This is a genomic window from Kitasatospora sp. NPDC059722 (genome assembly GCF_042733235.1).
GTDB lineage: Bacteria > Actinomycetota > Actinomycetes > Streptomycetales > Streptomycetaceae > Kitasatospora.
This window is the reverse complement of the sequence record NZ_JBHWGD010000132.1, coordinates 1-13847: the sequence shown is the minus strand read 5'-3', so window position 1 is coordinate 13847 and position 13847 is coordinate 1. Positions and strand designations below refer to the sequence as shown.

General features: G+C 72.7%; 14 protein-coding genes. 3 read left to right on the top strand and 11 right to left on the bottom strand.

Annotated features, from left to right (window positions below; all coding sequences use genetic code 11):
- Positions 1 to 71: 71 nt before the first annotated feature.
- The 5 genes from ACFV4F_RS39520 to ACFV4F_RS39500 all read right to left on the bottom strand — a co-directional run bounded on the left by ACFV4F_RS39520 (position 72) and on the right by ACFV4F_RS39500 (position 7313).
- Positions 72 to 644, bottom strand: a complete 573-nt coding sequence (locus ACFV4F_RS39520; protein WP_380510160.1) for a DUF4240 domain-containing protein — start codon at positions 642 to 644, stop codon at positions 72 to 74.
- 91 nt (positions 645 to 735) lie between these two features.
- Positions 736 to 2364 (bottom strand): hypothetical protein, encoded by a 1629-nt coding sequence (locus ACFV4F_RS39515; RefSeq protein WP_380510157.1) that lies wholly within the window; start codon positions 2362 to 2364, stop codon positions 736 to 738.
- 219 nt (positions 2365 to 2583) lie between these two features.
- A complete protein-coding gene (locus ACFV4F_RS39510; protein WP_380510154.1) occupies positions 2584 to 4146 on the bottom strand; it encodes an immunity 49 family protein in 1563 nt (520 codons plus the stop codon).
- Between the two features lie 118 nt (positions 4147 to 4264).
- Entirely contained in the window at positions 4265 to 6457 is a 2193-nt protein-coding gene (locus ACFV4F_RS39505; protein WP_380510151.1) for a M60 family metallopeptidase, read from the bottom strand.
- 262 nt (positions 6458 to 6719) lie between these two features.
- On the bottom strand, positions 6720 to 7313 hold the full coding sequence (locus tag ACFV4F_RS39500; protein WP_380510148.1) for a TetR/AcrR family transcriptional regulator: 594 nt from the start codon (positions 7311 to 7313) through the stop codon (positions 6720 to 6722).
- Between the two features lie 213 nt (positions 7314 to 7526).
- On the opposite strand from ACFV4F_RS39500, the gene ACFV4F_RS39495 reads away from it, so the two are divergent.
- Positions 7527 to 8519, top strand: a complete 993-nt coding sequence (locus tag ACFV4F_RS39495; RefSeq protein ID WP_380510145.1) for an alpha/beta hydrolase family protein — start codon at positions 7527 to 7529, stop codon at positions 8517 to 8519.
- A 113-nt stretch (positions 8520 to 8632) separates the two neighbouring features.
- The gene (locus ACFV4F_RS39490) at positions 8633 to 9496 is read left to right on the top strand and encodes an alpha/beta hydrolase (RefSeq protein WP_380510163.1); all 864 of its coding nucleotides are present in this window, start codon (positions 8633 to 8635) and stop codon (positions 9494 to 9496) included.
- Positions 9497 to 9624: 128 nt separating this feature from the next.
- Here ACFV4F_RS39490 and ACFV4F_RS39485 read toward each other — a convergent pair whose 3' ends face one another.
- The 5 genes from ACFV4F_RS39485 to ACFV4F_RS39465 all read right to left on the bottom strand — a co-directional run bounded on the left by ACFV4F_RS39485 (position 9625) and on the right by ACFV4F_RS39465 (position 12942).
- On the bottom strand, positions 9625 to 10425 hold the full coding sequence (locus tag ACFV4F_RS39485) for a class I SAM-dependent methyltransferase (RefSeq protein WP_380510142.1): 801 nt from the start codon (positions 10423 to 10425) through the stop codon (positions 9625 to 9627).
- Positions 10426 to 10446: 21 nt separating this feature from the next.
- Complete coding sequence (uppS, locus tag ACFV4F_RS39480) at positions 10447 to 11223, bottom strand: polyprenyl diphosphate synthase (protein WP_380510140.1); 777 nt, start codon at positions 11221 to 11223, stop codon at positions 10447 to 10449.
- 51 nt (positions 11224 to 11274) lie between these two features.
- The gene (locus ACFV4F_RS39475) at positions 11275 to 12057 is read right to left on the bottom strand and encodes a hypothetical protein (RefSeq protein ID WP_380510137.1); all 783 of its coding nucleotides are present in this window, start codon (positions 12055 to 12057) and stop codon (positions 11275 to 11277) included.
- A complete protein-coding gene (locus ACFV4F_RS39470; protein WP_380445247.1) occupies positions 12054 to 12353 on the bottom strand; it encodes a PadR family transcriptional regulator in 300 nt (99 codons plus the stop codon). The genes ACFV4F_RS39475 and ACFV4F_RS39470 overlap by 4 nt, the downstream gene beginning before the upstream one ends.
- 238 nt (positions 12354 to 12591) lie before the next feature.
- Positions 12592 to 12942 carry a hypothetical protein gene (locus ACFV4F_RS39465; protein WP_380510134.1) on the bottom strand — a complete coding sequence of 117 codons (351 nt, stop codon included), beginning with the start codon at positions 12940 to 12942 and terminating at the stop codon, positions 12592 to 12594.
- Between the two features lie 149 nt (positions 12943 to 13091).
- Between ACFV4F_RS39465 and ACFV4F_RS39460 the strand changes: the two genes are divergently transcribed.
- Entirely contained in the window at positions 13092 to 13619 is a 528-nt protein-coding gene (locus tag ACFV4F_RS39460; protein WP_380510132.1) for a hypothetical protein, read from the top strand.
- On the opposite strand, the gene ACFV4F_RS39455 is transcribed toward ACFV4F_RS39460, so the two are convergent.
- Positions 13591 to 13847 (bottom strand): alkylphosphonate utilization protein (locus ACFV4F_RS39455; RefSeq protein ID WP_380510129.1); only part of this gene is annotated, 257 nt, incomplete at its 5' end. The genes ACFV4F_RS39460 and ACFV4F_RS39455 overlap by 29 nt on opposite strands.

The following is a 13847-nucleotide window of genomic DNA, read 5'->3' as shown; positions in this document are numbered from 1 at the left end:
GACCCACACAGGACGGCGCCACCGGCGATCCGCTGACCCCCGGTCACGCCCTTCAGGAGCGATAGGCGGTCTCAGTCGAGAAAGAGCTCCGCGAGTCTCGGGAGACGGCTCCGCGTCTCCTCGTCGTCGTCGAACTTCCATCGCTCGCCCGCCGGGTCCTCGGGGTGGGCCATCTCCTCAAGAGCTTGACCGATCCCCTCGTCGAGGGATTCGGTCTCGCCGGTGATCCTCTGGTAGGCGTCCGCGATCGGGTAACTCAACGACTCGTAACCGATCCAGCCCGCCTCCTCGCGGCTCATGCGAGTGATCACGGGAAGGTCGGCGAGCGTGTCGGGGTCCGCCAGGGCCCGGGTGAACGTCGCGCGCCCGAGGAGGACGAGCCCGTCGCGGAAGTCCATGAAGCCGTCGTCGCTGCACCCGCCCTCGATCAGGTCGGCGGCTCCCCACAGCTCCCACCGATAGGCGGATTGCCGTGCCTCGACGTGTCTTACGGCGAACTCGACGATCTCCTCCCGACTCAGCCGGACGAGCACGTCGGTCAGTGCTTCGGGAAGCGGATCGTCCGGCGGGTCCCGGTCGTCCGCCCGGGAGCCCACCGCGGCGCGGGCCTCCTCGATCAAGGCCCACCAAGTGTCTTCGTCCATCGGCAGTCGGAGGCGCGGCGCCCGTTCGGGCCCGCTCCCTCCCCCCTTTCCATTCGTGCGTGCGGTGATTCCGCACACGGCTTACGGGCGATCAGCTCGCCGGCTTCGTCGAGCTCCCCGACACGGACGGCGACGGCGACGGTGACGGCGAGGCGGGCTTCGGAGCCACCTGGAGGCCGGTGACGTGGCCGTCCGCGGTGAGGAAGTACTGGAGTCCGGCGTAGCCGGGCGTGACCAGGATCCCCTGGGTCATCTTGGGGAGTTGGCTGGAGCGGGCGAGTTCGGCGCCGTCCTGGGCCCTGCGCCACACCACCTGCTCGGTGTCGTACTTCTTGAGCCCCTGGAAGAACTTCACCGGGATGTCCGTCCCGATCAGGACGCGCTGGTCCTTGGGCCCGAGCAGGGTCGTGAAGCTGAGGGTCGTCTGGTCCTGTGTCCACGCGACCGACAGCGTGCCGTTCGACAGGTCGATCCCGGCCAGCTTGCCCGCCCCCGCGTCCATGGCGTAGACGCGGTTGTTCTCGGGGTCGACCGAGACCATCGACGGGATGAAGCTGTTCTTGCTGCCGCTGTTCGCGAACGGCTGGACGTTCGCCACCTTGGTCGAGTCGCTCTGGGAGACGGCGACGACGCTCATCGGCGTCGGGGTCGGCTTCCCGCCGTTGGTCATCGCGACGACGTAGTCGTTGATGACGGCCATGGCGGACGCGGCGGTCTGCCCGTCCTTGAGGTAGCTCACCGGTCCCCACGTGGGGTCGGGGGTGAAGGCGTTGTTCCGGTACGCGTAGCGGTAGAGCTTGGTCGCGCCCGGCAGGTAGATCTCCTGCGTCCCGTTCAGCGTCGACGTGGTGATGCGCCCGCCCATCATCTCCGGCAGCGTGACCTGGGAGAGCACCTGGAGGCTCTTCGGGTCGATCGCCACCATGATCGAGGGCGGCACGGCCGTCGGGTCGGGGCAGTTGAGGAAGGCGCTGAAGCCCTGTTCGGTGCATCCGGGCTGCCGGTTGACGGTCTTCGCGACGATCGTCCCGTCGGGCAGCGCGTCGTAGCCGTTGTACGCGGTATCGCGCGGGGCCGAGTCCCCGGTGGGGAGCGTCGTGCGGGCGAGGACCGCGCCGGTCGCCGGGTCGATCCGGGCGATGTGGTAGCCGTAGACGACCACCAGGCTGCCGTCCGACAGGACGTTCAGGACGCCCGGGTAGTCCCACTCGTCGGTGGCGTTGGTGTTGATGAGCACGCGCCGCCAGACCTCGTTGAAGGTGCCCGGCTCGACCCGCGAGACGAACGAGCCGGACGCGGCCGGGTTGTCGCCGTAGCCGCCGCCGTAGACGTAGAGCTCGTCGGGCCCGCGGTCCACGATGTTGTACGGCGTGGCGTAGACCTGCTGCGAACCGTAGGCGTAGACCTGGTTGTTCGACGGGGCGCCCGCGAAGTGCGCGCACGCGTACAGGTGTGTCCGGTTGGAGTCGTGGACCTCGAACGCGGCGATGGTCGGGTACCACGGGGCGTTGCCCTCCGCGGCCGCGCAGGACTGCTCGCCGGGGACGAGGGCGGGGTCGCCGACCAGCGGGCCGCCCGCGGCCACCACGTCGGCGGGCGGGGAGCTCGTGTGCGCATCGGCCTGGCGCGAGACCGGCCCGGAGCTGGAACAGGCGCAGAGCCCGAGGAGCAGGGCCACGACGAGGGCCGTCAGCCGGGGAACGGACAACCGGTGCGGCAAGGCGGGGCTCCTCGGGCTCATCGGGTGGGATCGGCGAACCGGGTGGGATCGGCGAGCCGGCGTCCGGATCGTCCGACGCCAGGCCGCCGACCAGGCTCGCAGCGCGGCCACGGCCGCCACGGCCGCCACGCCGGGACGATCACCCGGGCGGGCCTGCCGAGGCCCGGCCCGGCGGGCGAGCAGGGCCGACGGACCCGGCAGCGCCGCGGCCTCTCGCCCTCAGCCGGCCGCTCCGGCCAGACGGCGCATGATGGTCATGAGCTCGTCGGGCGGGGAGATGCTCATCGTCCGGCTCTCGGGTTCGAAGGCGGTGATGCACGTCAGGGTGCCGGCCCGCCACCAGAACACCCGGGGCGAGAGGCGCCCGGGGCCGTCCTCGTAGGCGCCGAACGCGAACTGGGCCAGGGAGTTGACGGCCTCGCCCACGTGCTCGTCGGCGAGCGGGTAGAAGACGAGGTTGTGCCGGTTCGGGACGACGACCAGCACGCCCTCGGCCGGGATCGCCGGGCCGTCGGCGGCGCGTACCGTCTCCTCGAAGACGAGCAGCTTGCTGGCGGCGAACACCGACTCGGGGTGGCCGAGGATGTGGAGGACCGCACCGTCGGGCAGGTCGTACGTGTCGTAGTCGACAGGGGAGTTCAGCAGGTTGGTGCGCGCGGCGGCCTCAAGGACGTGCCGGTCGACGAGGGCCACGTCGCGGTCGTCGAGGACGCGGATGCTCTCCGGGGTGTCCAGGGCGATGCCCACCAGGAGGTCCGTGGCCAGCGGGCGCAGGTAGCCGAACTGCTCCCGTGCCTCGGCCGGGACCGACTCCTCGGCGACCAGCCGCAGGTACACGCTGCCCAGCGGGTCCTCGGACCCGCCGTCGGGCCCGCGCCGGGGCGCCTGCGGCGAAGCCGGCGGATCGGCCGACAGGTAGTCGGACCGCACCTCCAGCGCCCACCCGTGCACCTGGACCGCGAGGGCGGCCAGGGCCAGGGTGCCGAGCGGCAGCAGGGTCCGCGGGGCCGGATCGGCGTCCAGGCCTTCCCGGTACTCGACGAGCCGCGCCGCCAGGGCCTGCTCGAACGCGGGCCGGTCGTCGTCGAGGAGGACGCGCAGCAGGCGCTGGTCCGCCGTCAGGGAGGCGACGGCGTCCAGCCGGCCGGCCGCCGCGGCGAGCTCGTCCGGCTCCGGCTTGCGCAGGGTCACCGCGGGCCAGTCGGCGGGCAGGTGCCCGCTCGCCTCGGCCAGGTAGGGGCACAGCGCGTCCATCGCGGCGAGGTCCGCCGGGTCCGACACCGACGTCAGCCGCGAGTACGGCACGCCGTCCCGGATCGCCGGCGCGTAATCGCACCGCAGCAGCAGTCCGATGACTCGCTCCCGCTCCCACAGCAGCCCGCTGACCAGGCATGTCTCGAACGCGTCGAGCCACGTCCGGGCCGTGGGGGCCCGCTCGGCGACGGCGCCGAAGGAGACGTCGTCGTTGGTGAACTTCTCGTCGATGAGCGGGAAGAGGATCTCCTGGTCGCCGTCCGGGAAGCAGCCGACGCTCAGCGCCCCCAGGGCCATCTCCGCCGCCGTCCGCAGGACCAGTCCGGAAGGGGCCTCCTCCTGGACCGGGTGCTCGACCGTACGGGCGGCGACGTGGTCGAGGAGCTCGTCGCGCAGCGCCAGCATCCGCTCCGGGGACGGGCCCTCCCGCCACATCTCGTACTGCCGGTGGTTGGTCCGCCTGACGATGCCGTCCAGCGCTTCGGCAACCCGCTGCCCGTCGACCGCGTGACGCGTGATCTCCCGCACCGCTGCCGCCCCTCCTGTTGATCTTCACTGCCGAACGGCACGCTACCAGCGGGGACTGACACCGCCCCCGGGCCGGAGTGTGGGGACGGCTCGTTCGAGCCGGCCCCGCGGACGCCGGTCACGCGCGTTCGTACGTGACCCAGACGGTGGGGTCGTCACCCTTGCCCAGGACGGTGCTGGTGTAGCTGTCGAGGGAGGTGCCGGGCGGGGTGGTGCGGGTGTTCTGGTCCTGGTCGTTCACGGTGACCTTGATGCCCTGACCGGTGCTGACCGCGTAGTTGTTCGCGCTGAACTCCGGGCTGCGGTAGATGAATCCGCCCTGACCGGCGCCCGGCAGCGTGTAGCCGGCGGTGCCGTCGATGCCCCCGCTGGTGGTCACCCGCAGGACGGCGGTCCGACCGTTGGGGATCCGCTCCGCCGGTGTCCGGGCCCAGGTGCCGTCGCGGAGGTCGAGCGACGACCGGTTCAGGGCCGTGCCGGTGCGGTTGGTGAAGCGGACGATCTCGGTGCGGGTGTCCTTCTTCCCCGTGAACGCGGCGACGGTGCTCGGGTCGGTGGCGGGCTTGGGGAGGCCGAGTGCGGCCAGGGCGGCCAGGGTCTCCCAGCTCAGCGGCAGGCCCCACCGGTCGGCGAAGTGGTCGCTCAGGTCGGCTCCGGCGATCCGGGAGGCGGTCACGGTGAACCAGCGCATCTGCCGGTCGGTGTCGGCCAGGTCCGGCCGCTCGGCCCGCATCCGACGGTGCAGCACCGGGTAGAAATCCGGGCCGAACGCCTTGTCCAGCTGGGCGAACATGTCGAACTGCGCCTTGTTCGGGGCGGTGGCGAAGTCGCGGGCCGACTGGGCGAGGTAGTCCCGGCCCGGGGCCCAGGTGGTCTCGTCCGCCCAGCCGTTGGTGGTGTGCCCGAACTGCCGGTCCGCGGCCATGGAGTAGAGGTTGACCGTGACCTCGCCCATGTTGTCGGTGTCCTGGCCGGCGCCCCAGGTCCACCGCTGCTGGTGCTGGTGCCCGAACTCGTGGAACAGACCCCAGCTGTTCGCCGCCTCGGTCGCGGAGTAGAGGACGCCGTCGCGGTTGCCGGGCATCGCGATCCGGTAGTAGGTCGCGTTGGGGTTCGTGCCTGACGGGCTCTCGACCGCGAGGAAGCGCAGCGGCGAGCGCGTGTCGCGGGCGGTGGAGCCGTCCAGGCCCGCGAGGTCGTCCTCCGCGCGGAGGATCTGCTCGTAGGTGTCCAGGAGCTCGTCCTGGCTCTCGCCCGCATAGCGCAGGGCGGACTCCTGCATCCCCGCGATGACGACGTGGTCGCCGACCAGCTCGACCGGACCGGTCGCCGTGGTGGCGCCCAGCATGCGCTGCCACTGGGCGTTGGTGGTGCTCTGCCGGTCGAAGTGCGGGATCGGCTGGACGGCCGTGCCGTCGTCGAGCGTCACCGTGACGGAGGGGGCGTTCGCGGGCGAGTCGGCCGTGTGGCGCACATAGAGGATCCCGCCCGAGGGGTCGCCGATCCGGTTCTCGCCGGGCTGCAGCCGGTAGGACCGCGGCGGGGACTGGCTCGCCGTATAGGTGCCGTATCCGGTGCGGCTGTACGGGTCCACCAGGGCCCAGGTCCCGACCTGCAGCTCCACGGTCGCGTCCGGGGATCCGCCGGTGACCGTCACCTGGACCGGCCGGTTCGCGCGCAGGCAGAACCCGGTGGGCTGCACGTCCGCCAGCGCCTGACGGATCTGCAACCGGTCCCGTTCGGCGGCGGAGGTCGGCAGGGCGGGGAAGGCCTGCGTACGCGGCTGGGGGAAGAAGCCGGGGTCCTGCACCACCGGGCACGTCAGACCGCCCGGGACCGCCTCGGTGACCACGCTCGCCTCCCCGCCGTCGTAGCGCGTGCCGCCCAGGCGGTAGCTCGTGGTGAAGCGGGCGGTGATCCGGGTGCCGACCGCGACGGAGTCCTTGATCCGCACCGTGATGTCCGGCTGCCCGAACGTGCCGCCCTGCCGCACCCCGTAGGCGCACACCACGCCGCGCCGGTCGGCGGTGGCCGCGCACGACCGTCCGTCCACCGACACGAAGTCCACCTCGTCGGGCAGACGGAACGTCAGCGTGGTGTCCTCGGTGCGCACGCCGCTGCCCGTCACCTTGACGCCGTAGGTGATCGACTCCCCGACGGCGGCCTTGGCCGGCCCGCTCGCCGTGACGGTGACGTCGGTCCCGGTCTGCGCCCGCGCCGGGGCGAGCGGAGCCGCGCCGACCACCGCCAGCAGGGCGCCGAGCGCGGCACACGCGCCCCTCCCGCCCCAGCGTCCGACTCCTGCCAGCACGGCGTCCACCTCTCTGTCGTCCGGGTGCGCGATCGCGCGGTCCGGCTCCGCGCAGCGCGGCCGGAACTCTCTGCGAGCAGAGAAGCATGATCGGTTACGGTCGGCGACCGATGGCCGGTCATTCGTAGGACGCAGGGGGCCGTACCGGTGATCGGGCGGGCGGTTCGGCAGGGCGGCGACGGGCGAGGGGCGGGGGTCCAGATCCGGACCTGCACCGGGACGGCGACCCAGAAGTGGACGGCACCCCCGAGCTGACACCGGATCAGGCCGGGTGTGCCAATCCCCGGAGGAGCAGGTCGACCAGGCGGCGGGGGTCGTAGCGCGGGTCGCCGTCGTGGCCGATGCAGAGGTTCCCGACACCGCGCATCAGCTCGTAGGCCTCCGTGCCGGGCCGGATCTCCCCCGCGGCGGCCGCGGCGTCGAGCAGCTGCGTGCAGACGGGCAGCAGGCGGTCGAGGAAGTACTCGTGCAGCGCCGCGAAGCCGCCGCTGTCCGACTGCAACGCGCCCGCGAGCCCGTGCTTCGTGACCAGGAAGTCGACGAAGAGGTCGATCCACCGGCGCAGCGCCGCGAAGGGCGAGCCGGTAGAGGCCAGCAGGCTCGGGCCGGCCTCGGCGCAGGCCTCCACCTGGTGGCGGTAGACGGCGACGACGAGGTCCGCCCGGGTCGGGAAGTGGCGGTAGACCGTGCCCGTCCCGACGCCCGCCCTGGCCGCGATCTCCCGGATCGGCGCGTCGACGCCGGACGCGACGAACACCTCGGCGGCGGCGTCGAGCAGCGTCTGCCGGTTGCGCAGCGCGTCGGCGCGCCTGCCGCCGGCGGGCGGCTCCCCGGACGGGCTTGCGATGGGTTCCACGTCTTCCTCCCGACGGCCGTTGACAAAACGGAACCACGTTCCGCATCCTGAATCGGAACCGCGTTCCGCTTTCAGTCTAGTGCCACGGCACCAGGCGGGGCCGACGCTCCCGACCGCTTCCGCGCGCTGTGCCGTGCTGCCTCCCGCTCTCTCGTGCTGTCTCGTGCTGTCTCGACGAGACCGGCTGCGGGAAGCCATCGAAGGGACCTCATCATGAGCTCACCGTCCACTCCCGTTCTCTCGGCCGCTCCCGGCCTCTCGGTCAGCCCTGTTCTCTCGGTCAGCCCCGTCACGCTGCCGGTTCCCGGCCGGGCCGTCGACCTGGAGGTACGCGTCTCCGCGCCCACCACCGGCACCGGCCTCCCGATCATCCTCATCTCGCACGGCCACGGCCCCTCGAACCACCTCTCCTCCCTGCACGGCTACGCCCCGCTCGCCGACTACTGGGCGGCCCACGGCGTCGCCGTCATCCAGCCGACCCACCTCAGCTCCCGGACCCTCAGCGGCACCCTCGACCCCGACACCCCCGGTGCACCGCTCCACTGGCGGTCCCGGGCCGAGGACATGTCGCGCATCCTCGACCGGCTCGACGCGATCGAGGCCGCCGTCCCGCAGCTCGCCGGGCGTCTGGACCACACCAAGATCGCCGTCGCCGGCCACTCCATGGGCGGGCACACCGCGAGTCTGCTGTTGGGCGCCCGGCTCACCGACCCGGACACCGGAACGGAGGTGAACCTCGCCGACCCCCGGATCACGGCAGGCGTGCTGCTCGCCGCACCCGGCCGCGGCGGCGACGCGATCACCGAGTCCTTCGCCCGCACCGCCCCGTTCTTCCTGACCACCGACTTCTCCACGATGACGACACCCGCGCTCGTCGTCGCCGGCGACAAGGACGCCTCCACCCACCTGACCGTCCGCGGCCCCGAGTGGCACACCGACCCGTACACCCTCTCCCCCGGTCCCAAGTCGCTGCTCACCCTGTTCGACGCGGAACACGGCCTCGGCGGCATCTCGGGATACGACGTCGCCGAAACCACCGACGAGAACCCCGAGCGGGTCGCCACGGTCCGGCACCTCACGTGGGCCTACCTCCGCACCGCACTCGACCCCGGCGACACCGCCTGGCCGGACGCCCTCGACGCACTGGGCGCCGACCCCGCCGCGCTCGGGAGCGTCGAGTCCAAGGAGGCCGTACCGTGCGGGTAGTGCGGATGATCTTCCGTTGAGTACTCTGAATCATCGGATCGTGGACGGCCGTTCGCGCGTGCGACGCGTGCGCGGTCCACGCCGCAGAGGACCTGAAAGTGAGTCACCACCAGATGCAGCCGACGTTCGTACTGGTTCACGGAGCCTTCTCGAACTCCTTCGCCTTCGCCCCGCTCCAGGCCGAACTCGGCCTCCTCGGACACCGTTCGGTCGCCGTCGACCTTCCGGGCCACGGGTTCGCCGCGACGTACCCGCGCGCCTACCAGGCACCGCAGGACCTCGCAGCGCTCGCCACCGCGCCCGGAGCCATCAAGGGCGTGACGCTCGCCGACAACGCCGCACACCTCATCGGGATACTGGAGCGGGCCAAGCGGAACGGGCCCGTCATCCTCGTCTCGCACAGCCGCGGAGGCATGACGGCCACCGTCGCGGCCAACCAGCGGCCCGATCTGATCGACCGCATCGTCTACGTCTCCTCGTGGGCCCCCGTCGACCTCACCGTCGGGGCCTACTACGCCGAGCCCGAGATGGCCACGGTCGACCTCGCGGCGATGGGCGCGGCGATGGTCGCGAACCCCGCCGAACTGGGCCTGCTGCGCTCCAACTTCCGCACCGCCGACCCGGGCGCCCTCGCGGGCTTCAGGGCGGCCTTCCTCGCCGACGGCACGGACGACGAGCTCATGGCCCTCCTCAACACCTTCCAGCCCGACGAGAACCTCGACGCCGGCACCGAGGACGACCGGGCCCGGCGCGACACGTGGGGCCGGATCCCGAGGACGTACGTCCGGCTGACCGAGGACACCAGCCTGCCGCTCGCCGTCCAGGACCGGATGATCCGCGAGGCCGACGCACTCACGCCGGACAACCCGTACGACGTCCGCACGCTCACCAGCAGCCACCTCAAGTGGCTGGTCGACCCGGCCCCGGCGGCCCGCGTCCTGGGCGAGCTCGTCGCACTCCTGCCCGCCGGATCGTGACGGGGGCAGCGGGTCTCCGAACTCCCCGCTGCCGAAACCCGGAGGCCGTCCACCGCGCGAACCCCCGCGCGGACGGGCGGCCTCCGGCGTCGCGCCGGGCTGCAAGGTCTGCGGCCGCAAGACACGCCCTACGCGTCAGGGCGGCTCTCGACATCCTCCCTGCCCGGGGGCTCGCCGCCGGCGATCAGCAGGCGGTAGCCGTAGTCGACGCTGTCGCGGGCGAGCAGGTGGCCGTAGCGGCGGGACCAGGCGCCGGAGGCGAGGTCGGCGCGCAGTCTGGCGATCGCCGGTTCGACGACGTCGGCGGGGAGTTGGGCGAAGGTGGAGCTGGCCCGCCGGACGACGGGGTCCAGGAAGCGTTCGGGGCGGCGCCAGTGGGCGATCTGGAAGCCGTCGGTGAAGTCGTGCGGGATCGGGAACGGGAGCACCGTGTGTGCGCCGAGCGTCTCGGCGACCGTCGACAGCGGTGTGAACCGGGCGTGCTCCAGCTCGCGGATCTGCGGCAGGTAGTCGCTGATCATCCACAGTTCCGGGCGGTGCTCCGGGTCCCAGGTGAAGACCACCTGGCGTCGGGACACGCGGCGCAGTTCCCGCAGCCCGCCTTCCAGGTCGGGCCAGTGGTGCACGGTCATGACCGCCATCGCCGCGTCGAACCGCCCGTCCGCGAACGGGAGGTGCTCGGCGGCGGCCCGCACCTTCGTCGCGCCGGGGTGCTGGTCGAGCATGACCCGGGACGGGTCGACCGCCGTCACGGCGGCGTCGGCCGGTTCGTAGGAGCCGGTTCCGGCGCCCACGTTGACCACGGTGCGGGCTCCGGCGAGGGCCCGGCCGATGAGTGCGGCCAGCCTCGGGTCGGGACGGCGGGTGTCGCGGTAGCCGGCCCCGATCGAGTCGTAAAGCGGCGGAGTGGTGCTGGAAGGGTTCTTCATCGGTCCCCCATCGGTGGATGCTCAGCCGCCGTAGCGCCGCTGCCTGGCGGCGAAGCTGCGGACGGCGCGCAGGAAGTCGACCTCGCGGAAGGCGGGCCAGTAGGCCTCGCAGAAGTACAGCTCCGAGTAAGCGCTCTGCCAGAGCAGGAAGTTGGAGAGCCGCTGTTCGCCGCTGGTCCGGATGACGAGATCGGGGTCCGGCTGTCCGGCGGTGTACAGGTGCGGGGCGATGTCGTCGACCGTCAGCGCGTCGGCGACCTCGGTCAGCGAGGCGCCGCCTTCGGCCCGCGCGTACATGAGGTCGCGCACGGCGTCGACGACCTCCTGGCGGCCCCCGTAGCCGACGGCCAGGGTGACGTGGGCGCCGGTGGTGCAGGTGCGGGTGGCCTCGACGGCCTCCTTGAGGGCGCGGGCGGTGCTGTCGGGCAGCGCGTCGGTCAGGCCGGCGAGGTGCACCTGCCAGCGGGCGTCCGGTCGGGTGAGGCGGTCGGTGACCACCTGTTCGATCAGCCCCATCAGGTAGGCGACTTCGGCGTCGCCTCGGCGCCGGAGGTTCTCGGTCGAGCACACGAAGACCGTGACGTGGTCGATCCCCAAGCCCTCGCACCAGGCGAGCACCTCCTCGACGTGGTCGGCGCCGGCCTTGTGCCCGAGGCTCGGGTCGGCCATGCCCATCTGCCGGGCCCAGCGGCGGTTGCCGTCCATGATCAGCCCGACGTGCCGGGGCAGTGGGCCCGCCATGACCTCGCGGCGCAGCCGGCGGGTGTAGAGGGAGCGGAGCAGGTCGGGCATGGGCACCGTCCGAGTGGGTTGGAGTGGAGCGCGGTCGAGGCCGGACGCGGCACGGGATCACGACGCCGATGGCAGGTCCCGCAGATCGCGCAGGGTGCCGGCGCAGACCCCCGTCAGGAGCAGCAGGCCTGCACCGATGCCGACGCCGAGCAGGTGGAGGCCGGTGAGCGAGACGCCGAGGATGGTGGCGCCACCGGTGGCGCTGGCGCCTGCGAGGGTCCACACGCCGGCCCGGAGGCGGCCGGTGCCGGGTGGCACGACGGCGTCCGCGCCGACACCCGTGAAGATCCGCGGGATCTGGACGGCGCCGAGGCCGAGGGCGATCCACCAGGCGGCGACCACGGCGGTGCGCAGGGTGGGCGGCGAGGCGTCCGCGTCGACACCGCTGTGCACCAGGATGACGACGGCGGTGCCGAGCAGTGTCGGTGCGGCGAGGCGGCGGACCGCCCAGCCCAGCAGCGTGATCGCGGCGCCCGGCGTGGGCCGGGGGCGGGGTGCGACCAGGGCGATGCCGAGCAGCAGCAGCGTGGTGCAGCCCTGCATGACCGCCTCCCGGACGCCGACGGCGGGCAGCGAGTCGGCCTGTTCGGCGGCCAGGTGGCCGAGGAACCAGGCGGCGAGGGCGACCGTGATGCCCATCGTGGCCACCCGCCGCTGGCGCTGCGCGGGTGAGTCGGCGGGCCAGACCGCCGGGTGCAGCCACATGTCGGCGATGCCCGCGATCAGGTTGGGCCAGGACTTCCAGCCCGCGCCGCGGGCCTCGTCCTCCACCATCGAACCCCAGCGTTCGCGGAACGCGTCCGGGTAGAGCCTGACCAGGCCTCGGGCGACGACGCTCACGCGGGGTTCACCCCCAGTCGCCGGAGTCCCGCGTCCGCGACCCGGGCCATGGCGCGCAGTTCGCGCTCCAGCACCTCGCGACCGAGGGCCGTCAACTGCACCGGCCGCTGGCGCCCCTGCCCGTCGAGCGGCTCGACCAGCCGCTTCGACTCCAGCCTGGCCAGCGCCCCGTACAGGCTGCCGGGCCCGAGCCGCTCCCCCGTCAGCTCCTCGATCGCCGCGTTGACGGCGTACCCGTGCAGCGGCCCGTCGGCCAGCGCGCAGAGCACCAGCGTCTGGGCGTCGTTGGCTTGCATGTCGTCGCTCCTTCCGATCTGACGGAGGACCATACTACGCGCCGCGAACTACGTGCCACGTAGTAAGCGATGCTCATCATCGCGACACCCGCCGTAATTTGACGATCAGCCAGCTCAGACGACCTCGCAGGAGCGTCGGGCGAGAGCGAGGACGATCCGGTCGTCGAAGATCACCCAGCGCCGGCGCCCTGGTCGCCGGGGGTGGAACGGCTTCACGGAGACGGGCTCGGACCGGCCGTCACTCGGTGGTCACGACGATGGTCGCGCCCGAGTCGTCGTCCACGACGCGGCGGCCGGCCAGCGGGCTCCGGAGCGTCACCGAGAGATCCGGCGCCGAGCAGAACTGGCCCGGCTCGTGGTGCGCCCGGTAGTAGGTCACCGTCACCTGACTACGGGTCTCCTTCGCCTTGAGCGAGCTGCCGCAGCTGATCCTGGCGTGCAGGCGGTGCCCGACCGGGTCGTAGAGGAGCGGGCTGCCCAGCGGCTCCTCGTGCGGACCGCGACTGACGCTGGAGCCGACGATCGTGGCGATGGCGGCGAAGAGCCCGGCGACGAACACGGCGACGGCGACCCGTTCGAAAGGCTTCATGCCGCTTGGACGCGACAGCGCGCCGACGGTTCCCGGGCCGCCCCACCCGCCCGTGGGACACGGCCGAGCGGGGGAAGCCCGGTCACACCGTTTCCCGCCGGCGGCGCGTATGCGCACCCGCGGCCGGTCGACGGCCCTACCGTGCGGCCATGGCCCCAACGCTCACCGCCGCCGCCTGGCAGGGAGTCCTCGCACCCCTCGGCCACCGCGCCACGACGCCGGAGCGGCCGATGATCGCGCCCGTCCCGATCAGCCGGCCGCTCACGCGCTCCACCATGCCCCTGCCCCTCGCCCTCCCGGACGGCCGCGTGATCGGCACCGTCGAGGAACTGTGGCTCGCCAGCCGCGCCCTCATGGGGCGCGGCATCGTCCTCGACTCCGGCTGCGCCCGGGGTCTGGCCGACGGCGGCCTGCCGGTCGACGTCGCCTTCGACCACTGCCGCGAGGTCCTGCGCTACGGCCGCCGCCCGTTCTGCTGGGCGCGGGAGTGGCTCGGCATGCGTCCCGCGGGGCGCGACATCGCGGACTGGTCCGTCCACTCCGTCACCGTCGTGGTGCGGGCGGGGTTCTCGACCCCCCCGCTGTTGCCGAAACCCGTCGCCCGCGTTGAGTGTAGAGAGCGGGCGCCCCGTGGCCGGGCGGAGCGGCTCAGGCCTTCTTCACCACGCTGGACTTGAGCTGCATCGCGCCGAAGCCCTCGATGCGGCAGTCGATGTCGTGGCCGTCGACGCCGTCGACGAGGCGGATGTTGCGGACCTTGGTGCCCGCCTTGATGCCGGAGACGCTGCCCTTGACCTTGAGGGCCTTGACGACGGTCACGGTGTCGCGCGCGGCCCGCACGTTGCCGTCCCCGGCGGTGATCACGCGCGCCCCCGGCGCCGCGGCCCGCCCCCCCCGGGGGCCCG